The organism is Bacillus mojavensis (assembly GCF_012648005.1).
Taxonomy (GTDB): domain Bacteria; phylum Bacillota; class Bacilli; order Bacillales; family Bacillaceae; genus Bacillus; species Bacillus mojavensis.
This window is the reverse complement of sequence record NZ_CP051464.1, coordinates 3,750,783-3,772,307: the sequence shown is the minus strand read 5'-3', so window position 1 is coordinate 3,772,307 and position 21,525 is coordinate 3,750,783. Positions and strand designations below refer to the sequence as shown.

19 protein-coding genes, 1 pseudogene and 1 other annotated feature are annotated in these 21,525 nt (G+C 44.7%); of the genes and pseudogenes, 7 read left to right on the top strand and 13 right to left on the bottom strand.

Annotated features, from left to right (window positions below):
* Nucleotides 1–79: 79 nt before the first annotated feature.
* From HC660_RS19590 to HC660_RS19565, 6 genes are all read right to left on the bottom strand, one after another.
* On the bottom strand, nucleotides 80–838 hold the full coding sequence (locus tag HC660_RS19590) for an SDR family oxidoreductase (protein ID WP_168749085.1): 759 nt from the start codon (nucleotides 836–838) through the stop codon (nucleotides 80–82).
* A gap of 88 nt (nucleotides 839–926) precedes the next feature.
* Nucleotides 927–2,105 carry a D-alanyl-lipoteichoic acid biosynthesis protein DltD gene (gene dltD / locus HC660_RS19585; RefSeq protein WP_168749083.1) on the bottom strand — a complete coding sequence of 393 codons (1,179 nt, stop codon included), beginning with the start codon at nucleotides 2,103–2,105 and terminating at the stop codon, nucleotides 927–929.
* Nucleotides 2,105–2,341, bottom strand: a complete 237-nt coding sequence (gene dltC / locus HC660_RS19580) for a D-alanine--poly(phosphoribitol) ligase subunit 2 (RefSeq protein ID WP_003227325.1) — start codon at nucleotides 2,339–2,341, stop codon at nucleotides 2,105–2,107. The genes dltD and dltC overlap by 1 nt, the downstream gene beginning before the upstream one ends.
* A 16-nt stretch (nucleotides 2,342–2,357) precedes the next feature.
* Nucleotides 2,358–3,545: a D-alanyl-lipoteichoic acid biosynthesis protein DltB gene (gene dltB / locus HC660_RS19575; protein WP_168749081.1), complete on the bottom strand. Its 1,188-nt coding sequence runs from the start codon at nucleotides 3,543–3,545 to the stop codon at nucleotides 2,358–2,360.
* Nucleotides 3,542–5,050 carry a D-alanine--poly(phosphoribitol) ligase subunit DltA gene (gene dltA, locus HC660_RS19570; protein ID WP_010332388.1) on the bottom strand — a complete coding sequence of 503 codons (1,509 nt, stop codon included), beginning with the start codon at nucleotides 5,048–5,050 and terminating at the stop codon, nucleotides 3,542–3,544. The genes dltB and dltA overlap by 4 nt, the downstream gene beginning before the upstream one ends.
* Before the next feature lie 17 nt (nucleotides 5,051–5,067).
* The gene (locus HC660_RS19565; RefSeq protein WP_010332387.1) at nucleotides 5,068–5,217 is read right to left on the bottom strand and encodes a teichoic acid D-Ala incorporation-associated protein DltX; all 150 of its coding nucleotides are present in this window, start codon (nucleotides 5,215–5,217) and stop codon (nucleotides 5,068–5,070) included.
* A 448-nt stretch (nucleotides 5,218–5,665) separates the two neighbouring features.
* On the opposite strand from HC660_RS19565, the gene HC660_RS19560 reads away from it, so the two are divergent.
* On the top strand, nucleotides 5,666–6,601 hold the full coding sequence (locus tag HC660_RS19560; protein ID WP_010332386.1) for a 1,4-dihydroxy-2-naphthoate polyprenyltransferase: 936 nt from the start codon (nucleotides 5,666–5,668) through the stop codon (nucleotides 6,599–6,601).
* A gap of 140 nt (nucleotides 6,602–6,741) precedes the next feature.
* Nucleotides 6,742–7,374 carry a GTP pyrophosphokinase YwaC gene (gene ywaC, locus HC660_RS19555; RefSeq protein ID WP_010332385.1) on the top strand — a complete coding sequence of 211 codons (633 nt, stop codon included), beginning with the start codon at nucleotides 6,742–6,744 and terminating at the stop codon, nucleotides 7,372–7,374.
* A gap of 30 nt (nucleotides 7,375–7,404) precedes the next feature.
* Here the strand turns inward: ywaC and HC660_RS19550 are convergent, their stop codons facing one another.
* From HC660_RS19550 to HC660_RS19540, 3 genes are all read right to left on the bottom strand, one after another.
* Entirely contained in the window at nucleotides 7,405–8,772 is a 1,368-nt protein-coding gene (locus HC660_RS19550; RefSeq protein WP_168749079.1) for a M28 family metallopeptidase, read from the bottom strand.
* Between the two features lie 152 nt (nucleotides 8,773–8,924).
* Complete coding sequence (gene tyrS, locus HC660_RS19545; RefSeq protein WP_168749077.1) at nucleotides 8,925–10,163, bottom strand: tyrosine--tRNA ligase; 1,239 nt, start codon at nucleotides 10,161–10,163, stop codon at nucleotides 8,925–8,927.
* 43 nt (nucleotides 10,164–10,206) lie between these two features.
* Nucleotides 10,207–10,419 (bottom strand) — a binding site (T-box leader).
* The gene (locus tag HC660_RS19540; protein WP_168749076.1) at nucleotides 10,414–10,929 is read right to left on the bottom strand and encodes a MarR family transcriptional regulator; all 516 of its coding nucleotides are present in this window, start codon (nucleotides 10,927–10,929) and stop codon (nucleotides 10,414–10,416) included. (Overlaps the previous feature by 6 nt.)
* Nucleotides 10,930–11,082: 153 nt before the next feature.
* Here HC660_RS19540 and HC660_RS19535 point away from each other — a divergent pair, with 153 nt between their 5' ends.
* Both HC660_RS19535 and HC660_RS19530 read left to right on the top strand, forming a co-directional pair.
* Complete coding sequence (locus tag HC660_RS19535) at nucleotides 11,083–11,796, top strand: YwaF family protein (RefSeq protein WP_010332381.1); 714 nt, start codon at nucleotides 11,083–11,085, stop codon at nucleotides 11,794–11,796.
* 110 nt (nucleotides 11,797–11,906) lie between these two features.
* Nucleotides 11,907–12,767, top strand: a complete 861-nt coding sequence (locus tag HC660_RS19530) for a glycosyltransferase family 8 protein (protein ID WP_010332380.1) — start codon at nucleotides 11,907–11,909, stop codon at nucleotides 12,765–12,767.
* A gap of 52 nt (nucleotides 12,768–12,819) precedes the next feature.
* Here the strand turns inward: HC660_RS19530 and HC660_RS19525 are convergent, their stop codons facing one another.
* From HC660_RS19525 to HC660_RS19515, 3 genes and pseudogenes are all read right to left on the bottom strand, one after another.
* Nucleotides 12,820–13,662, bottom strand: coding sequence for a PRD domain-containing protein (locus tag HC660_RS19525; protein ID WP_010332379.1), 843 nt, complete (start codon nucleotides 13,660–13,662; stop codon nucleotides 12,820–12,822).
* Between the two features lie 51 nt (nucleotides 13,663–13,713).
* The gene (locus HC660_RS19520; protein WP_168749074.1) at nucleotides 13,714–15,093 is read right to left on the bottom strand and encodes a sucrose-specific PTS transporter subunit IIBC; all 1,380 of its coding nucleotides are present in this window, start codon (nucleotides 15,091–15,093) and stop codon (nucleotides 13,714–13,716) included.
* Nucleotides 15,094–15,539: 446 nt separating this feature from the next.
* Nucleotides 15,540–17,477: pseudogene (locus HC660_RS19515) on the bottom strand (S8 family peptidase).
* Between the two features lie 227 nt (nucleotides 17,478–17,704).
* Here HC660_RS19515 and celB point away from each other — a divergent pair.
* The gene (gene celB, locus HC660_RS19510) at nucleotides 17,705–19,039 is read left to right on the top strand and encodes a PTS cellobiose transporter subunit IIC (RefSeq protein ID WP_168749073.1); all 1,335 of its coding nucleotides are present in this window, start codon (nucleotides 17,705–17,707) and stop codon (nucleotides 19,037–19,039) included.
* A gap of 79 nt (nucleotides 19,040–19,118) precedes the next feature.
* Nucleotides 19,119–19,796 carry a DUF2711 family protein gene (locus HC660_RS19505; protein WP_168749071.1) on the top strand — a complete coding sequence of 226 codons (678 nt, stop codon included), beginning with the start codon at nucleotides 19,119–19,121 and terminating at the stop codon, nucleotides 19,794–19,796.
* Between the two features lie 38 nt (nucleotides 19,797–19,834).
* Here HC660_RS19505 and glxA read toward each other — a convergent pair whose 3' ends face one another.
* Entirely contained in the window at nucleotides 19,835–20,215 is a 381-nt protein-coding gene (gene glxA / locus HC660_RS19500; protein ID WP_010332375.1) for a glyoxalase GlxA, read from the bottom strand.
* A gap of 121 nt (nucleotides 20,216–20,336) precedes the next feature.
* Here glxA and HC660_RS19495 point away from each other — a divergent pair, with 121 nt between their 5' ends.
* On the top strand, nucleotides 20,337–21,524 hold the full coding sequence (locus tag HC660_RS19495) for a class I SAM-dependent rRNA methyltransferase (RefSeq protein ID WP_168749069.1): 1,188 nt from the start codon (nucleotides 20,337–20,339) through the stop codon (nucleotides 21,522–21,524).
* Nucleotide 21,525 lies beyond the last annotated feature (1 nt).

The window sequence follows — 21,525 nt, the reverse complement described above, 5'->3', positions numbered from 1 at the left end:
TCTATTGTATACCTTCACCAAATAATCGCAATAGGTTTGCTCAAATTTGTAAAAAATTTATAAGAAAAAGCAGGAGAATTTAATTCTCCTGCGCATTCATTTGTTCAAATACTCTGTCGTAATCGGCACGGACTGCATTCCGCAGACCTTCGACACGTTCATTTGTAATCTCTTGTTTGCCTTCTTTTAAGCCGTCTAAGAAATATTGAACATATTCTTCAGGTGTAATGCCGCGGTACGTCAGACCTTGCTTATCGCGTGATTTTTGATTTAATCCCGTGTCAACCATAGGGGGCGCCATCTCAATCACTTCAACGCTTGTATCGCGAAGCTGGTGTCTGAGCGTGAGTGAGAAGGAGTGGAGCGCCGCTTTTGTTGCACAGTACACCGGATAAACAGCTAACGGGTTAAACGCGAGCCCGGATGTTACCTGAACAATTGCCGCTTCCGGCTGATTCATCAAGTGGGGCGTAAAAAGAGCTGATAAATGGACGGGCGCTTGGAAATTCAGCTCAATTTCATCCCCGTCCACAAAAAGCTCCTCAGTCCCTTTTTTAAAGTCGATTTCCTTTTGAATGCCCGCATTGTTAACGAGAACGTTCAGTGTTGGAAATTCCTTCTGGACCCATTCAAACAATGCCTGACGCTGTGTGCGGTCTGAGACATCGCATTGTTTTGTATGGAGGGCTGGGAGCTGTTTTTTTGCTTCTGCAAGACGCGTTTCGCTGCGTCCGCAAATGATCACTTCATTCCCGAGCTCAAGCAGCCGTTTGGCCAGTTCAAGCCCGATGCCTGCTGAACCGCCTGTGATCAAAACCGTATTGCCTGTCATCTTCATTGATGTAACACCTCTTATCAAGCTGGCTGTGATTCCTTTACTATTTCAAATCTTAGCAGGAAATATGCAGCCGCGTCCTAATAGATGCTCACGATGAAGTAACCTTTCCGGTTTTATAGAATTCATCAATTGCCTTATCCACATACACCCAGCCTTTCCAGCCGATGTGGATAGTATCTTTCATAAAATAAGGGTCATATTCATGACCTGAAAAATCAGCGACTTGGAAGCCCTTCGCTTTAATCTGTTTATTGACCTTTTCATAATAGTCAGTGCGACCTTTTTTCGGGAAGCCTGTGTAGTCATACCATTTTCCGTTAACAGGGATGGTGACAAACATAGGCTCTGCGCCCGCGTCTTTCAGGATATGAAGCATCAGCTCAAAATCGCCGTATTCCGGTGAATTCGCATACGATCTGCCTTTGTTCTTCCCTTTCAGCTTAGGCACTTTCGGCTTCAGCTTCTTATAAACAGGATTGTCGATGTGAAAATCGTTAGACCCGGAGTGGCGTTTGCCTGATTCATCGGCCAGTTTATTTAATTCCGACCATGACTTATCCTTCACGGATTGTGAGATATAACGCTTTGGTCCTGTGGTTTCCGTCGTCGAATAATAAAGGTCTTTCTTTTCGAGCATCTTGTAATATACTTTTGCCGCCGGCTTCAGCGCGTTCACTTTCCATGTCTGGCCGTTCACCATCGCCTTATAAAGCTCGGAAAGTACAGCATCGTTTTGAACAGCTTTGAAGCGCAGCATACGCTTCATCATTTTCTTTTTCACGTCAGGATCGATCTGCTCGTTAAATGCCAGATCCAGCCCTTGAAGCGCGGAATAGTTCGGCGCAAAATGCTGTTCATCAGACCCGCGCTTAATAAACCACTGCGGAGAAACGATGAAAACAATTTTTTTGCCCTTCAGCTGATCCATATGGGCAGCGAAGTTTAAAGAATGTATCAATGACTGGGACCCGCCTTTGCCGACAAGGTAAGGCGTAAATCCCTCATTGTTTACTTGAAAATAATTAGATGGGTGGAACTCGTCCAGCCGGGAAAGCTCAGAAGACCCGTAAATCGGAAGATACTTCGGATCATTGAGCATCTGATTTTGTAAATAAAGCCCCTGAAACATACTCGGGTTTAAGGTTGTTGCTGACTCTTCAACCCGTTTATCGGTAATAAAACGAGTCAGCCATGAAGATGGAACTGCGATGGCGCCTGCGAATAGAATAAACGCCAAAATAATTGGACCGAAAAAACGCTTTTTCATTATTTCAACTCAGACAGCTGGTTTACAATGTTATTAGGCGTATTCCATACATCCCGGTCGAATTCAGTGATAGGCACCAGAATATCAAAACGGTTTTCAATCGCAAGCAGCAATTCTACTGTTCCAAAAGAATCAAGCAAACCTTCTTCAAAAATTTCAATATCAGGGTTTTCCTTTACGATGTCATCCTGGCAAACCTCTGCTAAAACGTCTAATACCTCTTGTTTAAAATCCATAGTTTTCTAATCTCCTTTAATGATGGTGATGAAATGGTTTTCCTGAGAAAATATAAAACCCAAAGCAAACAAAATGGAACGTGATCACAATGGCGAGAATCGTTGTCCAGCGGTTGGACGGCAGCCATTTATATTTCTTATTCCACTTCTCGAAAAAGTTGTAACACGTCATCAGGACGGCGTGATAGAGGCCGTAGATGATATATTGCGGCGCAAGGCCGTGCCAAACCCCCATCAGCATAAACAGCAGGAAATACCCGATATTTGAGACGGCCATACGGTTTTTGATCCACTTTTTCTTTGTCATCCAAAATACAAATCTCATAAATACATAGTCTCTGAACCAAAATGACAGAGACATGTGCCAGCGGTTCCAGAAATCTTTAATATTTTTGCTGATAAACGGTTTATTAAAGTTTTCCGGCGATTTAATCCCCATAATATAGCTGACCCCGACGGCAAACATCGTGTAGCCGGCAAAATCAAAGAATAAATACATGCTGTAGCCGTACATGTACAGCAGATTCCCGAGGATCTTATTGTGCGTGATCGCGGGAAGGTTCATGATGAAATATGTGTTGATCGCATAGCCGATAATAAACTTGTAAAGGAATCCAATGAAAATCTTGTGAATCCCCGTATACAGCAGATCGGCATATTCCTCTTTTGTCCAGGCCTTCTGCTCATCCTTGACGAATCTGCGGTACCTGTCAATCGGACCGGAAGATATCGTCGGGAAAAACAGGATGAAATACAGAAGGCGGTGAAGCGGCAGCTGTTCCTTCAGCAGCCCGTCTCTCGCTTCCATAATCAGCTGAACGCCTTTAAAGGTTAAATACGAAATCCCTAAAAAGCTGATCAGGTTATGCGCGGGATGATGCGGCTGCGGATGAGAAAGAAACGGCCATATTTTTGACAAGAATAAAGGCAGAATAGACGCGATAACAGCCGAGCAAAAGACAAAGCCGCTGTTCGCTTTCTGCCGGTACGCCAGGTAGCCGCTGATCAGGAGCACCTGCCATATGGTAAACAAACACAGGGCGATGATGCCGTGTAAGTCATGCGAGAAAATCAGAGCCAATATAAGAATGGATATAAACATGTTGTATGCCTGGAATCTTTTCCCGTTCAGGCCGAGAATAATGGTCGGCAGAAGAAGAATGCCAAGCAATATAAAGAATAGAAACGAGCTGTAAGGCGTCATACAAGAACCTCTTCGCGGATGCGTTTCCTGTCAATTTTGCCGTTAGCCGTCATTTGAATGTGATCCTGATAAATGAACTTTCTCGGAATCATATAAGCCGGCAGGGAAGCGGCAAGCTCTTTTTTAATCGCACTTGTCAGCTGGAACTCCTTCTGGAATTCATGCTCCTCAGGCACAATTGCAGCTATCAGATATTCAACTGTTCCGTTTGGCTGATACGGAATCACAACAGCTGAGCGCACGTACTGAGACTGTCTCACATGAAACTCAATTTCCTCCAGCTCCATTCGGTACCCGTGAAGTTTAATCTGGAAATCCAAGCGGCCTTGGCAGAAAATCTGACCATCTTGTGTATAACCAGCATCGCCAGTTCGGTATGCCCATTGGCCTTCATAAGAGAAGAACGCTTTATCTGTCAGCTCAGGCTCACCGAGATAGCCGCGGCTTACACTCGGACCTGCAATGACGATTTCGCCTTTTTCTCCATCCGGGAGCTGATTTCCCTGTTCATCCATAATCAAAATGTTCATATCTGGTTTGGCGAAGCCGACTGGCAGAGATTCGTGCCGGCTGATGATGTCACTTGTAATTTCAACGGACGTAACAGCGACTGTCGCCTCAGTCGGACCGTACGTATTAAAAATTCTTGCTTTCGGGAAACGCTCAAGCAGCGCTTCGGCTACAGAAACCGGGAGAACCTCTCCGCAAAACATAAATGTGTCCGCCTCAGGAAGCAGATCTTGTGAAAATCCAGGGTCCATCAGGCACATTTGCACAAAGGATGGCGTCGATGTCCATATATTCAGCCCGGACTTTTTAAGCTCTTCGAATAAGATCTTCGGCTTATTCACGGCGTCCTTTGTCACACAGTGTAAAGTACCGCCTGACTGAAGGCACGGATAAAGATCCATGACGGATAAATCAAATGAAAACGGCGCTTGGTTTAAAAACGTTTTGCCTCCGTTGATCGGGAAGTCCGCGCAAATCCAGTCTGTGAAGCTTTGAAGGTTCGCGGCTGAAATCTGCACGCCTTTCGGATTGCCCGTGCTTCCGGAAGTGTAAATAATATAATACGTTTCGTGTCCCGTCACCCATTGATCACGGCTGACAGTGCCTTCGTGTTCCAGCAGTTCTTCCGCTGAAACTGTCTGAATCAGCCCGCTGTCAATATCAACAGGAAGACCAGATACATGAATCAGCAATTCAGCGCCCGAGCTTTCAATAATTTTCGCAATCCGCTCGGACGGAATGGACAAGTCAACCGGGATATAAGGGTGTCCCGCCTTGACGCTTCCTAAAAAGGAGACAATCATGTGCGGCTCCATATGTCCGTACACCAGAACAGGAGAACCCTTTTCTCCGGAAACGCGTTTTTTGATTGCGGCCGCCGCACGGTCAGACAGTGCCCAAAGTTCCTGATATGTGAGCGACTGGCCTTGAGAGCGGAAGGCTTCGGTTTGCGGATAAGTTTCCGCATGTGTTTGAATAGCATCTAAAAGTTTCATTGTTATTCTCTCTCCAATTAGAAATCGTTATAAATATAAGAACCGGTATTCGCGGTGTGAAAACCATACATAAAAAACAAAACAAGCAGTATCAACAAATAAAAGCCTGTATGACAAGTCCACTTGACAGCGGGTTTTTCATACAGCTGTTTCATCAATTGCAGCATATCTAAATTCCCTTCCCGTTTTTTCGATAATTACATGAGTATATGACGAGCGGATGCGCAAAAAGTTTCATATTTTCCCTAATCTCCCTCAAATTTATATATCGGCTTCTGCCTTCAGAAGTGAATTTTTATCTCAGAGAGAGAGTATGAATGAAGCTTCTCTGACTGATTCATTATAAAGGAAAGATCAAATGTAATGAAGAGAACTTTTTAACTTTTAAAAAGCGAAAATGTATTTAAAAAAATTTTTCCGCTCCTGTTTGTAAAGGCACAGGCAGAACCCTAATGAAATCAGGGCAGAAAGGGTATAATAAGAAGGAAAACGCCCGCTCAAGGTATCTTGTGAAATGGTGGAGAAGTCATTATGATAGATAAGGAAGCAAAACGCAAGTTTCATCAAGTGGCCGGCTGAAATAAAGTAAGCCTTTTAATAGAAAGGAAGAGGAAGATGAACCAAACAAATAAGGGTGAGGGTCAGACAGCGCCGGAAAAAGAAAGTATGGGGCAGATTCTTTGGCAATTAACGCGTCCGCATACATTAACGGCGTCGTTTGTTCCTGTGCTTCTAGGAACAGTTTTGGCGATGTTTTATGTGAAGGTTGATTTGCTGCTGTTTCTGGCTATGCTGTTTTCTTGCTTATGGATTCAGATCGCGACGAACTTATTCAATGAATACTACGATTTTAAACGCGGGTTAGATACAGCTGAATCTGTCGGAATCGGCGGCGCAATTGTCAGGCATGGTATGAAGCCCAAAACGATTCTGCAATTAGCTCTCGCTTCATACGGCATTGCCATTTTGCTCGGTGTGTATATTTGCATGAGCAGCAGCTGGTGGCTGGCTGTCATCGGCCTCGTGGGAATGGCGATCGGTTACCTGTATACAGGCGGGCCTCTGCCAATTGCATATACACCGTTCGGTGAGTTATTCTCAGGCATTTGCATGGGTTCGGTATTTGTGCTGATTTCATTTTTTATTCAGACAGATAAGATCAATATGCAAAGCATTTTGATTTCGATTCCGATTGCGATTCTTGTCGGCGCGATTAACCTGTCGAACAACATTCGCGATATCGAAGAGGATAAAAAAGGCGGACGCAAAACATTGGCAATCCTGATGGGGCATAAAGGAGCTGTCACTCTGCTGGCTGCATCTTTTGCTGTGGCGTATATTTGGGTTGTCGGCTTGGTCATTACAGGAGCTGCAAGCCCATGGCTGTTTGTCGTCTTTTTGAGCGTACCTAAACCAGTTCAGGCGGTGAAAGGCTTCGTCAAAAAAGAATTGCCAATGAATATGATTGTGGCGATGAAATCTACAGCGCAAACCAATACATTTTTCGGATTCCTGCTGTCAATTGGATTATTGATCAGTTATTTCCGGTAAGAAAGAAGACCGCTTTTTCATGCGGTCTTTTTTTGTTACATTCGACAGGATTTTGTAAAAAAATTCATAGAACCTAGCAGCAGGCAGGCACGTCTAGTACATGGACAGCGGATAAAGATCCGTTAAAGGAGATGACGAAAATGGATTTATCTGTAACACATATGGACGATTTAAAAACTGTCATGGAAGATTGGAAAAACGAACTGTTGGTTTATAAATTCGCACTTGATGCACTTGATACAAAGTTTTCGATTATCAGTCAGGAATACAATTTAATTCATGGCCACAATCCGATTGAGCATACAAAATCGCGTGTGAAAAGCTTTGAAAGCATCGTAAATAAACTCATGAGAAAGGGCTGCGAGATTACGACACAGGAAATGAAGGAACATATCAACGATATTGCCGGTGTGCGTATCATTTGTTCCTTTATTTCTGATATTTATAATGTCGTGAACGTCCTGAAGCAGCATGAGGATTTGCGGATCGTGAAGGTAAAGGATTATATTCAGAATCCGAAACCGAACGGCTACCGAAGCCTGCATTTGATTATTGAAATGCCTGTAAACTTAACGAACAGAGTGGAATACGTCAAAGCAGAAATTCAAATCCGCACCATCGCCATGGATTTCTGGGCGAGCTTGGAGCATAAAATCTACTATAAATTGAACAACGACGTTCCTAAACATTTAACTGATGAGCTGAAGGAAGCGGCGGAGATCGCCCATTATTTAGATGAGAAAATGCTGGGGATTAAGAAAGAAGTGGATTAAAAAAAGACGGCAGCGATGTGCCGTCTTTTTTTATTTCATATCTTCATAAATGTCAGAGGCTTTTGTCTTTATTTGTTTCTTATTGGCTTTCGGTTTTTTCTCTTTTTTCACAGCTTCATAGACAGAGGCTGTCACAAGGTCGCCGGCCTGCTGAAGGCGTTCTTTGCTGATATGCTCGATCGAGTCTTCAGGGGTATGATACCAAGGCTCAACCTCTTCGGTTTCCGGATCTCCCCAAATAAAGTTAGCGGAATCTATACCGGCTTCATGGAACGGCACGTGATCGGATGAGCCTCCTTGTGTCAGAGACAGGCTGTCGAATCCAATTTTTTCAGCGGCCGTATGGCTGGATTCCCAAACATAGTTAGATTGTCCATCCAATGTGTTGACATACAGCTCAGACGCATTCTCCCAGCTTGTACCCACCATGTCTAAGTTGAAGTTCACTTCGCTTCGTTTCAACTCTTTTTCTGATAGATGATCTACATAATGAGAGGAGCCGAGCAGGCCGAGCTCTTCAGCGCCAAAAGCGATAAAGCGGATCTCCTTGTCAGAAGGAATACTTTTCAAGACGCGTGCCATTTCCAGCATGACAGAGGTTCCTGATCCGTTGTCATTTGCGCCGGGTGAGAAAGGAACACTGTCATAATGTGCTGTGACGTACACAATATCAGGATTTTTGATGTTCTTTGGTTTTTTGACACCGATGATGTTCTGGGAGGTTTGATTGGAGAGCGCGTTTATTTGTAAGGTTGCTTCATTTTGCTGGATAAGGGTTTCACCGTCTTCTTTCTTAATTCCGACGACAGGGATGCTGACTGTATTTCCGGATAGATTTGGGGTGACAGGCACAAGGCTTTCTTTGTTGTTATAAATGATGACAGCCTTCGCTCCGGCGTCTTCGGCGTTCTTGGCTTTCTCGTAAAATGTCAGGTCTCCTCTTGAAATCAAGGCGATTTTGCCCTTGGCATCAGCGGTGAAGTCCTTTGGATAGCCTAAGCCGGCATTGTAAAGCGGAGCCGTCAGCCCTTTTTCCTCAGTCGGGGCTGAGCCGGATGCCGCCCGGAGAAGAATGTCGCGTCCTTCTGAAAACAGCGTTCCCTCAAGCCGGTCAGGAATGCCGAATCGTTGAACCTTCACATCAAGCTTTAATTTTCTCAAGGTTGAGGCGATCCATAAGGCACTCTTTTTTTCAGCGGCAGTTCCGGCTATTCTGGGGCCGATTGTTTCACTAAGCTGAGAAATGGTGGAATACGCACGCTTTGCTTTGAATGGAAGCTCCCGCTGGCTTTCTGATACTTGGACAGCGTGCGCAGCAGGGGTGACACTCTGTGCCGGCAAGAGAACCGTGCCGGCCGTTAAAACGGCCATCGTCATTACAGTTAAAAGCTTTTTCATAAACATGAACCTCCCCTAATGTTTGGATGGGGAATATTTCGGGATGCTAAAGGGTTTTCCTGCAACCTGAAGCGCATTTTTGAAAAGACAGTGCTTTATACCTGCAAAAAAACGCTTATGAAAGCCGATTTCATAAGCGTCAGGACATCAAATTATTGGAGTTTTAAAAACTTGCGTTTGCCGACCTGGATAATCATATTCTCTTTTATCTCTGCATCGGCGTGAATGTCTGTTATTTTCTCTCCGTTAATCCGGACACCTCCGTTTTGAATCATGCGGCGCGCTTCGCTTTTCGAAGAGAGAAGGTCAAGAGTGACGAGCAGATCGATCATCGCTATTGTTTTCTCGCCTTTCCAGTTCACAGCCGGAATATCCTCAGGCAGGCTGTTTTCCTGAAAGACTGTTTTGAAAGATTGTTCGGCTGCTTCAGCGGCTTCCAATCCGTGGTACATTCGGACAATCGTTTTGGCTAAAAGCATTTTGGCATTCCTTGGATGAACGGAGCCGGTTTCTAAGTCCTTCACGAGCTGTTTTTTTTCTTCAAGCTCAAGGTCCGTTGCCAAATGGATATATTTTTTCATCAGGCTGTCGGGCAGTGACATCGTTTTCCCGTACATGTCGTTTGGATGGTCGTCAATGCCGATGTAGTTGTTTTTTGATTTCGACATTTTCTCAACACCGTCCAAGCCTTCCAAAAGCGGCATCAGGATGACGACTTGTTTTTCTTTGTTGTATCGTTCTTGGAAATGCCGTCCCATCAGCACATTGAAATGCTGATCTGTTCCGCCTAATTCAATATCGCTTTCCAGAACGACGGAATCGTATCCCTGCATCAACGGGTAAAAGAATTCATGCAGGGAGATCGGTTTTTGCATGGCAATGCGTTCTTCAAAGTCATCGCGTTCCATTAGGCGTGCTACTGTTATTTTGCCTGCCAAGTCAATGACATCCTCCAGATGCAATGTCTTCAGCCATTTCGAGTTGTAGTGAAGCTCGACTTTTTCTGGATCAAGCACTTTCCCGAATTGCTGGAAGTATGTTTTGGCGTTGTGCTTGACTTCTTCATCGGTCAGCTGTTTTCTGGCTGCGGACTTGCCTGTCGGATCACCGATTTTTCCTGTGAAATCGCCAATCAAGAGCTGCACAATGTGGCCGTTTTCTTGAAATTGGCGAAGCTTGTTTAAAACGACCGTATGTCCCAGATGAACATCCGGTGCAGAAGGGTCTAATCCGAGTTTGATTTTTAGTGGTGTGCCTGTCTCAATCGATTTGACAAGCTTAGCCTTTAATTCCTCCGGCGGTATGACTTCTTGGGCGCCTGTCATATATAAATCAAGCTGTCTTTCGACTTCTTTTTGCTGTGCTGCTGTGAGCTGATCAAATGTTTTCATCGTCTTCCTCCTTTTTTAGAAACACAAAAAGAGCCGCATCCCGATAAGGGACGTGGCTCAATGCACGCGGTACCACCCTGGTTGAAGACATTGTCTTCCGCTCATTCGAATAACGGTTTCCCGTCCTTTGCTACTAACGTTCACAAAGAAAGCTCGGGGAGGTAATTCGCGTGTGCCTGTGTGCTGGCTCGCACCTTCCGCCGGCTCTCTGAAACAGGGAGACAAACCGCTACTGGATTCCCGTCAAAGCTTATGATGTATGAAGATTGTCCGCTACTTTTCTAAGCAGTCCTGTCAGGGTTTTCTGCTCCTCTTTTGTCATGCCCGTAATCAATTCCGTTTCCCCTTTGTGAAACTCGGGGTAGAGTTCTTCGATCGCTTGTTTGCCGGATTCAGTAATTGTGACAAAAACAAGTCGCCGATCTCTGGTATCGATGCTTTTGGAGCAAAAGCCCTTTTTTTCGAGCGTTTTGATCACGTTGCTTGCTGTAGCTGTTGAAATGCCTGACAGCTCAGAGATTTTTCTCGTTTCGAGTTTGCCCCATACCCATAGATCGTAAAGAATGGAGAAAGCGGTCCAAGATAATTTGTAAGAAGAAAGAACCTCAGTCTCCATTTTGACACGGAGCCTTTGCGCAGACCGATACAAATTCGTCGCGATCGAAATGGCTTCCAAGTTGAGTGACTCAACGGGCATTTGTCTAAGCTTGCTGAGTGTGTCATGCTCTTCTTTGCGAAGCTGCTGCTGTGTATTGAAACGTTCCATTTATCAGGCCTGCCTTAAATTATCAGAATCATTAGCTATGAAATGAATTGTAGCAGAGACGATGGTGAACTTCAAGCCTATATTTTTCAGTTGAATAAAAAAAGCCAAAAGAACACCACAATAAAGAAAAATCCGCTAACGAGGGGTGCAGTTGTGCAAAAATATGTTCAAGGTGTGTATAGACACGATCCATTTCATCTGTTTTCGACAGAGCATGCAGTGACATTAGGCTTGATCGGCGTGCTTGCCATCCTATTGTTTCTGTTCCGCCGGTCAGTGAAGCAGCCTGCATTCAGTCAATTTCTGCGCTATTTATTTGTGTTTCTTTTGCTTGCTTCACAAATTGGTTACCAAATATGGATGATCGCCACGGGCAGGTGGTCGGTGCGGACTTCTCTGCCTCTTCAGTTGAGTGACCTGTCTGTGTATTTATCAGCGATCATGCTGGTGACAAAGAGCAGAAAGCTGTTTGTGTTTTTGTATTTTGTCGGTATAGGAAGCTCGCTTCAGGCGCTTCTGACCCCAGATCTTGGTATGTTTTCATTTCCGCATGTACGATATATTCTCTTTTTTATTTCGCACGGGTCCGTATTTCTATCCTGTCTGCTTATGGCGGTGATTGGCACGTACAGACTCAGACAGCGCTCTTTATGGGTGACTGTTTTGATTGTCAATCTGTACGGAGGGATCATTTATCTGGTTGACCGCTGGCTGAATGCGAATTATATGTATTTAACGAAAAAGCCGGGCGGCTCTTCACTTTTGGATGTTCTCGGGCCTTGGCCATGGTATATCGCCTCAGCTGAAGCGATTGCAATTGCGAGCTTTTTCATTCTTTATTGGCTTTATCGCATGTTCAAAAAATAAAAGCCTTTTTGTTGTCTAGCACATTCTATTAAAAAAAATATTGGAGAATGGTGTTTAATTTTCTGAAAAAGGGAATGTAACTTGTACAACACAAAGGGAGATGAATACCATTGAAGAAAGATGAATTTATGCATATCGTATCATGCGCAGATGATAATTATGCTCGTCATTTAGGTGGGATGTTCGTTTCTTTATTGACAAACATGGACCAGAATAGAAAAGTGAAGCTATATGTGATTGATGGGGGAATTGAGCCTGATAACAAAAAAAGGCTGGAAGAAACGACATTGAAATTCGGCGTGCCGATTGAGTTCTTAGAAGTGGATGCCAACCAGTATGAACATGCGGTGGAAAGCAGCCATATTACAAAAGCGGCATATTACCGCATTTCGATTCCTGACTTAATTAAGGATGAAAGCATCAAACGTATGATATATGTCGACTGTGATGCACTTGTCCTTGAGGATATTTCGAAACTATGGGACTTGGACATCTCTCCATACACCGTTGCTGCTGTGGAAGATGCGGGGCAGCATGAACGTTTGAAAGAAATGAATATCACGGACACAGGAAAGTATTTTAACTCAGGTATTATGATTATTGATATGGAACCTTGGAGAAAGCAAAACATCACAGAAAAAGTTCTCAACTTTATCAATGAAAACGGTTCTGAAGATTTTCTTGTGTTACATGACCAAGATGCGCTGAACGCGATCTTATATGATAAGTGGTATGAGCTTCATCCGCGCTGGAACGCTCAAACATACATCATGTTAAAACTGAAAACTCCACCGACACTGTTAGGACGGAAGCAATATAATGAAACGAGAGAAGACCCGGCAATCGTCCACTTCTGCGGCGGAGAAAAGCCTTGGAACTCCAATACAAAGCATCCGTACCGCGATGAGTATTTCCATTACATGTCCTATACGAAATGGAATACGATTGGGAGCCCGGCCATCAACCAATAATCTATATATGAAAAAAACGCTTTTGAGATCATCAAAAGCGTTTTTTTGTTTGTCAGCGCGCCACTGACCTATGATAAAACCGCTCAATATGCATGGCGATGTAGCACAATTCTTTTTCAGGAAACTCAAAGCCATATTCCTTTTTTACAAAAGTGCCGATGCTTTTGGCGCATAGGAAAGCATCCTTGAATCTTTCTTTAATGATGGCAATCATTTCTGAATCCAGCTCGTAAATGGTTTCGCCTGCTTTGATATGCTGAATGGCAAAGCGCAAATGGGTCACGAGCCTTTCGTAAGAAATGGTATCCTCCACAATGTTGATCGACAGCTGGGTTTCAATAATGTTGATAATGTCACGGATCATCGTTGTTATATCAAGTGTCTGTGTCATGTCGCCGGCGTTGTTTCTGGCTGTGTGAATGTGCATGGCGATATTGCCGATTTCATCCTCAGGAATCTCAATGCCCAGCTTCTCTTTAATTAGCGCTCTAGCCCACATGCCGATTTGGAATTCCTTCGGATAAAGAACTTTGATCTCATTCAGCAGCGGATTTTTGATGACCATTCCGTTGCTCAGGCGTTCAATCGCAAATGAGAGATGGTCTGAAAACGCGACGTGAATCCGTTCATTGATTTTGATGTTCAGTTCTTGTTCAGCATGGGAAATAATTTGCTCGGAGATTTGAATATGGTCTTCCGGCAACGTTTCTAAAATCTCTTCGAATTGTTTATAGTCAGGTGTATCTTTTCTGACGAATGTTTTTTCTATTTTAGACGGATCGACAATATCATTTTTTCTTTTATCGAACGCAATTCCTGCACCCAAGAGAATCTTCTCTTCATTTTGATCCTTTACGACGATTGCATTATGATTTAAGATTCTTTTAATTTTCATAGCTTTTTTCCTTTCATCCCCCGTTTTATGAATGAAATCGAATAAATCCAGTTATTCTGTCTCTTCTTTAAACCCGAGAAACAATGTAGCTATAAAAGCAGAGACGGCCGCGATCAAAAAACCGATCATATAATGAACAAAATTCGCAACGCCAAATGGCAGCACGATTGAAATCATCGGGATGCCGGTCAGTCCGTAGGAATTCGAGACGACGTGTGCCCCAACTACATACGCCCCGCCGAGAGCACCGCCAATAGCGGCTCCGATAAAGGGGCGGATCAGCTTCACATTTACCCCGAACACAATCGGCTCCACAATGCCTAAAAACGCGGTAAGGGAAGCGGGGAGCGCGATTTTCTTCAGGCTGGACTGCTTCGTTTTGAAGAAAACCGCCAGTCCCGCTCCACCTTGCGCCACATTCGCCATTGACCATATCGGCACCAAAAAGTTTACACCCACATGAGGATCGGCAAGCAAAGTCGCTTCAATCGCATAAAAGCTATGATGCAAGCCTGATAGAACGATAGTGGAATAGATGCCCCCGAAAAGTGCTCCGGCAGCAATGCCTGCGTGGTGATAAATGTATTCAATCGATTGCGATATGACCTGGCCGATAATAACTGCGGCGGGGTTCATCACAATCAGCGCGAGACACCCTGTCACCATCACAGTGATAAAGGGAATGATCACGACATCAAGTGATTTGGGCACAATCGTTTTTAAAAGCTTCTCAATTTTGCTCATGATATAAACGGAGAGAAGAATCGGTATAATGGCGCCCTGATAGCCCATCAATGGAATATGCAGCCCCCATATGTCCAAGGAAGCGGGGGTTTTGCTGCCGAGCATGGATGGATCAAGCAAATCAGGATGAGTCAGAAGCCCTCCTATCAATGCCCCTAAAAATGGGTTGCTGCCAAATTGTCTGGCGGCACTAAAGCCAACCAAAATCGGCAACAGAATAAATGCGGTGCTGGATACGAGATCCAGCACTTTGATCCACGGGCTGTCGGCAGAGAACCAGTGAAAGACCTGAATCATGCCGATCAGCCCCATGAGCAACCCGTTTGCTGTTATCGCCGGGATAATCGGCATGAAAATATCGGACAGCGTTTTAGCAAATGTTGTGACGGGGTTCAGTTTGCGGCTGGCATGTTTCTCTTGAACAGCCTCTTCAGAAGGCGATGCCTCCCACACACAAACGACTTCTTTATAAATTTTGTTGACGACACCTGCCCCAAAAATAATTTGGAACAGGCCATATCTGAAAAAGGTGCCCTGCACACCTTGCAGATTTTCAATAGCACGTATGTCGATTTTCGTTTCATCCTTGACTTCGAAACGAAGACGAGTTGTACAGTGGCTGATGCTGTTAATGTTGTTTTTTCCTCCTGCGAGGAGCAATAATTCTTTCGCAATCTCTTTTTGCAAACAATAAAAACCTCCTCTGCTGAAGAAAAGTCGGCTTGTTCATCGTATCAAATGAAAAGTTGACAATCAAAATGAAAAAAGTGAGAAAAACTATAAATCATTCTGAGCCATCAAAAAATGCCCTCGTCGGGTGACGGGGCATTACGAAACATATAAAGCAGAAATGTCCATGGCGCCGTTACGAGCCCAACACGAAAAGAAGAGTTAAAATACCTTTCTTTTTCTAGGCACTAATACTCCCTTTGCATCGTTGGGTCTTGCCTGCTTGCCAGTCACAATCCCGCATTATGCAGTTGATATCTGTAATAACGTTCATTTTATGCTGTTCACAGCAGGATAGCAATAGTATGAAAAGCCTGTGAAACAAATGGGAAAAAGGTTGCGTACACCACTTAACAGATGAAAAAAACCTTTAAGACGAGCATTACGCCTTAAAGGTTTTTCAATTATTTCTTCGGCTTAACGGCGTTCAGCCGTTTTTGCAGCTTTGTTTTTTCATGGGATGCTTTTAATTGATTTACTGCGGACTGAGCGGCTGTTTTTGATTTTTTTGTCTTGTCTTTTTCCGCTTTTTTCACTTTGGCTTTGGCCGTTTCGACTTTTTTGGCTTCAGCTGCCGCCACTTTTTTCTTCACTTTATCTAACCGTTTTTGCAATGACGTTTTGTCTTTTCCGGACTGAAGTTCATTGACAGCCTTTTGGGCTCTCGCCGCATTTGCGTCAGTTGATTTCTTTTCCGCTGCGGCGACTGATTGCTGCGCCGTTTTTACATTGATGCTTTTCACTTTGTTGAGACGCTTCTGCAGGGACGTTTTTTCTGAGCTTGCCGGAAGCTTGCTGACTGCCGATTGAGCGCTTTCGATATCTGTTTTCTTTTTGCTTTTTTCCGCTTTGGCGACTTTGTCCTTCGCTTGCTTTGATGCGATATAGCGCTTGACTTGATCTAAGCGTTTTTAGAGGTTCTTTTTATCCGTACCGTTCGGCAGTTTGTTGATTGCGGCTTGTGCTGTATCAACGGTTTGCTTGGTTTTATACTTTTCTGCCTTTGCCACTTTGTCCTTCGCGTCTTTTACATTTCTGTATGCCTGAACGTTATCCAGTCTTTTTTGCAAAGCTTTTTTTGCGTTGGAATCTGGCAGCTGGCTGACGAGCTTTCTCGCTTTGTCAATATCGGCTTGTGCCTTTGTCTGTTCAGCTTTTTTGACCGCTTGCTCAGCCGCCGCGTACGCTTTATCTGCCTGCTGGGCTTTATACTGGATCAGGCCATAGCCGAATTGCTGATCGCGCCCCGTCATTCCGAGATCAACGATGTTTTTCTGCATGAGGGCGCGAAGCTGCACGTTCGTGTTACCAGGATCACGCTGTTTTAATAAAGCAAACATGGCAGCGGCGTGCGGTGTCGCTTGGGATGTGCCGCTTCCCGTCGCGTAATATTGATGTAAATACGTGCTCGTGATGTCTGTTCCCGGTGCTGAAAATTCAACTTCATTTCCTGTTGTCGAAAAGGCTGCGAGCTGATTGCGTTGATCTGTCGCTGACACTGCAACGACACTGCTGTATGCCGCAGGGTAATTTACTGGCTTTCCGTTTCCGTCATTTCCGCTTGCGGCAACGAGCAGTACGCCTTTTTCATATGCTTTGTCCATGGCGTCATGAAGAATCTGGCTGTCTGAAGACGTGCCAAGGCTCATATTGACGATATCCATCCCATTCGCTATCGACCAGTCGATCCCTTTGAGAAGGCCTTGAAGATCTCCCGAGCCGTTCTGATCAAGCGCTTTAACCGCATATATTTGTGCTTCCGGTGCAACGCCGTCAATTCCGTATCCGTTATGCTTAGCGCCGATAATCCCGGCGACATGCGTTCCGTGGCCGTTATCGTCTTTGTAAGAAGAGGTGTAACTGACAGCTGAGTACCCGCCGGAAATCGACAGGTCGTCGTGGGGGGAGATCCCGCTGTCGATGACAGCGATTTTGACGTTTTTCCCTGTCAACCCTTCCTTCCAAGCTTGTTTGACCTGAATCGGTTCAAGGTTCCATTGTTCGAAGTTGTCAGAGGTGTCGGCGTCCTCTGACAGTATTTTGAGGTCTGTATTGTCCGCTGCGGTGAACGTGACATTGTTTTCGACATACAAAATATCAGGGTCCTGTTTGAATTCTTTTACTGTCTTTTGATCTGCTTTGACCGCTACCGCCGGAAGATGCTTATACTGCTGCTCAACCTCAGCATCACTGTCTAGTACAGTTTCTTTGCCGTCTTTGTTTTTATAGACCACAATGATTTCATTCTGGTTGCTGTTTTCTGCATGTGCAAGTGGCCCTAGGGCGAGAAAACTGAAAAACAGAGTGGCTGATACAACAAATTTGCAAAACGTGTTTTTCATAGTTCTTCTCCTTTTTCTATGATGTTTGATATATATATCGGAGGATAATGTGATTTTGATAGTAAGAAGGAAAAAATTTTTTCATTGATAGGATGGCTCAGGAGAATTCAGATTTTTTCCGCAGGAAGAGGAAATTTTCCACATGAATTTGTAAGCGTTTTCAAAATAAGATAAAGAAAACATTGCAAAGGTTGTTCACAAAGCAATGAGAAAAGGGGGCTTTTCAGATGAGCGCGTTCACTCGGGTGATGGAAGAAAAAATCATGCCTGTCGCTGGGAAAATTGCCGGACAGCGGCATCTCAGCGCATTGCGTGACGGAATTGTTTTGACCATGCCGCTGATTATTATCGGTTCAGTCTTTTTGATTTTAACCAGCCTGCCGATTCCCGGTTATGCTGATTTTATGGCGAGTGTGTTTGGGGAACAGTGGGCGGATAAGCTCGGCTATCCTGTCAATGCTTCATTCGATATTATGGCAATGATTGCGGCTTTCGGGATCGCCTATCGGCTGGCTGAAAGCTACGGTGTTGATGCGCTGTCGGCCGGAGCGATTTCAATTGCAGCCTTCTTATTGGCAACGCCGTTTGAGGTGCCTTTTACGCCGGATGGCTCAACAGAATCAATCATGGTCGGAGGCGGAATTCCCATCACATTGCTCGGCAGCAAGGGACTGTTTGTCGCCATGATCATCGCCTTGTTTTCAACTGAAGTCTATCGGTACATCATTCAAAAAAATATTGTGTTTAACATGCCTGACGGCGTGCCGCCGGCAGTAAGCAAATCATTTGTCGCGCTGATTCCCGGCTTTATCATCGTATTTCTTATATGGCTGGCGCGTCTTTTGGTTGAAATGACGCCTTTTGAAAGCCTGCACAATGTCGTCGGAGACCTGCTCGGCACACCGCTTTCCATCCTTGGCGGCAGCCTCGGCGGGAGTCTGATCGCTGAATTCGTGCAAATGCTGCTTTGGTCGTGCGGCATTCACGGCGCTTCGATCATCGGCGGTATTATGGCGCCGATTTGGTATGGCGCCATGGATGCAAACCGTCTCGCGTTTCAAGCGGGCGAGGCGCTGCCGAGCATTTTTACGACTCAGTTTTTTCAAATTTGGATTAATGTCGGCGGAAGCGGGGCAACGCTGGCACTTGTACTCACTATGCTTGTGCGGTCCCGGAGCAAACAGATGAAGCAGCTCGGCCGCTTAGGCATCGGGCCCGCGCTCTTTAACATCAACGAGCCGATCATTTTCGGCATGCCGATTGTGATGAACCCGCTCCTTATCGTTCCGTTCATTATAGCCCCGCTCCTCACCATTACCGCCACTTATATTGGCATGAGCACCGGACTGGTGGCAAGGCCCGCCGGGATTGCCGTGCCATGGACCATGCCGCCGATCATTTCAGGGTACCTGGCGACAGGCGGAAAAGTATCGGGCGCCGTCATGCAGCTGGTGAACCTGCTCATTACATGTGCTATCTACTATCCGTTTTTCAGAATTTGGGATCATCAAAAATGGAAGGAAGAGAGTGCGGTTGAATCCGGGGATAAAAATATGTCTTGATGTAATGTTATAGATCATCAGCTGTTAAAAGGCTGATGATCTTCTTTCATGAATGTTAGAATATGTAAAGGAGGTGCGCATGCTAGAATACATATGGTTAGATGACGAATCACCAATCTTAAAACATCTACCAGTTGAATATACATCAGCTGCTATTTTATTTTCTCCTTTTATTCAAATGCCGGAAGGGTGGGAAAAAGCTGAGAGAAAAAATGAGTATGAGCATATTTATCCGAATGATCAAGAAGTAAGAGAAAAAGGAAAAGCAGTTACATGGAAAGAAATCATGTCTTCATGCGGATTCCAAACACATGCAGAGCTGGGGCTGGCTTTGAAGACATCGATATTTGCTTTAAGGGATGAGTACGCGAGAGAGGATTTAGCTGAACGTTTACATGCGAACTTAAAAGGAGATCTCTTTTATCCTAGTGAGGACCATATTTCAAATTTTCATATTCCCGCTTTGGTAAAAGTGCTTCGTTACAACGGGTCCAATCGGTTTTATTACTCAGAACCAATTGTGGAAAACAGCGGCTTTTTGGACACAACTGAGGCTAACTTGCGGATGGTTCTTGATGAAGCCGCCGCAGAGCTCATGTTGACTGATGAGAAAATGGATTTTGTGTTTATGAGTGTATACGACTCATTCATAAATGTTTTTCTTGCGAAAGATGAAAACATTCATGACATGGTTCAGGGTATGGGCTGGGAAGCCATGTTTTGCGATGAGTCAACGTATATCAGTTGGTATAGATAAACAAAGAACGTACATGAAAAATGTACGTTCTTTGATTTTCACCGCTGAAAGAACTCAATCCACTCGCCGTCAGGGCCTTCGATATAAAAATAACGATACCCGTTTGGAAGTGTTGTAATCTCTTCGTCGATAAATTTCGCATTCATTCTTTCCGCTTTTGTATATTCGGCCGCGATGTCATCAGTCAGCAGGGCAATGTGATGCACTTTACCTTCGGCGGGAAGCTCGCTGCTGTAGCCTTGAATCAATTCGATTTCTGTTTCCGGACCATCTTCAAAGCCAAGAAAAGCAAGCTCGATAATACCGTTCGTATGAGTGATGCGGTCTTTCAATTTCATGCCGAGAACCTCTTCATAAAATGAAATAGACGCGTTAATATCTCTTACCATAATGCCTGTATGGTCAATTCGTTTTGCCATGCTGTTCCTCCTAGAAACTCTTTTTGTCTATCGTAGAAAAACCTTTCCTTTCTGTCAATGCAGACATCTTGGCGTTTTGTGGTACGATAAGAAAAAGCAAACAGAAAGAGGACGAACATATATGAAGCTACTCACCCTAAAGAAAGCACACGCTGCAAAAATCAAAAAAGGCTATCCGCTGATCGAAAAGGAAGCCCTCACCGGCAGTGCGGGGCACGTCAAAGAAGGCGACCTCGTTGATGTCGTGTCTGAAAGCGGCGAGTTTCTCGCGAGGGGCTATTACGGCCTGCAAAACAAAGGGGTCGGCTGGACGCTCACACGCAATAAAAATGAACATATCGACCAAACATTCTTCCTCAGCAAATTAACAAAAGCGGTACAAGCGCGTGCAAGTCTTTTCGCGGCGCATGATACAACGGCTTTCCGAATCTTCAACGGGGAGGGCGACGGCATCGGCGGCGTCACTGTTGATTATTATGACGGGTACCTGCTTCTCCAATGGTACAGCAAAGGCATTTACACCTTTAAAGAAACGCTGATTGCCGCTCTGGATGAACTGGATATTGAATATAAAGCGATTTACGAAAAGAAACGCTTCGATACGGCTGGACAATATGTCGAGGATGATGACTTCGTAAAGGGAGAAAGAGGCGAGTTCCCGATCATCATTCAAGAAAACGGGATACAATACGCGGTTGATTTAAACGAAGGCGCTATGACAGGCATCTTTTTAGATCAAAGACATGTGCGCAAAGCGATCAGAGACCGCTATGCCAGTGGAAAAAACGTCTTAAACACGTTTTCTTATACAGGTGCGTTCTCAGTGGCGGCAGCGCTTGGCGGAGCGGAGAAAACAACAAGCGTGGACGTGGCAAATCGAAGCCTGGCCAAAACGATCGAGCAATTCAGCGTGAACAAGCTGGATTACGAGGCGCACGATATTAAAGTGATGGATGTTTTTAAATACTTCTCATATGCGGCGAAAAAGGATCTGCGCTTTGATCTGATTGTTCTCGACCCGCCATCCTTTGCCCGCACAAAAAAACGCACCTTCAGCGCGGCCAAGGATTATAAAAATCTGCTGAAGGAAACGATCGCCATTACAGCCGACAAGGGCATCATTGTCGCCTCTACAAACAGCAGCGCCTTCGGAATGAAGAAATTCAAAGGCTTTATCGATGCCGCGTTCAAAGAAACAAATGAAAGCTATACGATTATAGAGGAATTTACATTGCCGGAGGATTTCAAAACGATATCGGCATATCCAGAAGGCAATTACTTAAAAGTTGTCTTTCTGCAGAAAAAATAAA

Bases quoted from the DNA above. Each gene is read 5' to 3' on its own strand.
- dltC (WP_003227325.1), bottom strand. From the start codon at position 2,341: ATGGATTTTAAACAAGAGGTATTAGACGTTTTAGCAGAGGTTTGCCAG.
- HC660_RS19550 (WP_168749079.1), bottom strand. From the start codon at position 8,772: ATGAAAAAGCTTTTAACTGTAATGACGATGGCCGTTTTAACGGCCGGC.
- tyrS (WP_168749077.1), bottom strand. From the start codon at position 10,163: ATGAAAACATTTGATCAGCTCACAGCAGCACAGCAAAAAGAAGTCGAA.
- celB (WP_168749073.1), top strand. From the start codon at position 17,705: ATGAGCGCGTTCACTCGGGTGATGGAAGAAAAAATCATGCCTGTCGCT.
- HC660_RS19495 (WP_168749069.1), top strand. From the start codon at position 20,337: ATGAAGCTACTCACCCTAAAGAAAGCACACGCTGCAAAAATCAAAAAA.
- dltD (WP_168749083.1), bottom strand. From the start codon at position 2,105: ATGAAAAAGCGTTTTTTCGGTCCAATTATTTTGGCGTTTATTCTATTC.
- HC660_RS19525 (WP_010332379.1), bottom strand. From the start codon at position 13,662: ATGAAAATTAAAAGAATCTTAAATCATAATGCAATCGTCGTAAAGGAT.
- HC660_RS19505 (WP_168749071.1), top strand. From the start codon at position 19,119: ATGCTAGAATACATATGGTTAGATGACGAATCACCAATCTTAAAACAT.
- dltB (WP_168749081.1), bottom strand. From the start codon at position 3,545: ATGACGCCTTACAGCTCGTTTCTATTCTTTATATTGCTTGGCATTCTT.
- HC660_RS19565 (WP_010332387.1), bottom strand. From the start codon at position 5,217: ATGCTGCAATTGATGAAACAGCTGTATGAAAAACCCGCTGTCAAGTGG.
- ywaC (WP_010332385.1), top strand. From the start codon at position 6,742: ATGGATTTATCTGTAACACATATGGACGATTTAAAAACTGTCATGGAA.
- glxA (WP_010332375.1), bottom strand. From the start codon at position 20,215: ATGGCAAAACGAATTGACCATACAGGCATTATGGTAAGAGATATTAAC.
- HC660_RS19590 (WP_168749085.1), bottom strand. From the start codon at position 838: ATGAAGATGACAGGCAATACGGTTTTGATCACAGGCGGTTCAGCAGGC.
- HC660_RS19540 (WP_168749076.1), bottom strand. From the start codon at position 10,929: ATGGAACGTTTCAATACACAGCAGCAGCTTCGCAAAGAAGAGCATGAC.
- dltA (WP_010332388.1), bottom strand. From the start codon at position 5,050: ATGAAACTTTTAGATGCTATTCAAACACATGCGGAAACTTATCCGCAA.
- HC660_RS19560 (WP_010332386.1), top strand. From the start codon at position 5,666: ATGAACCAAACAAATAAGGGTGAGGGTCAGACAGCGCCGGAAAAAGAA.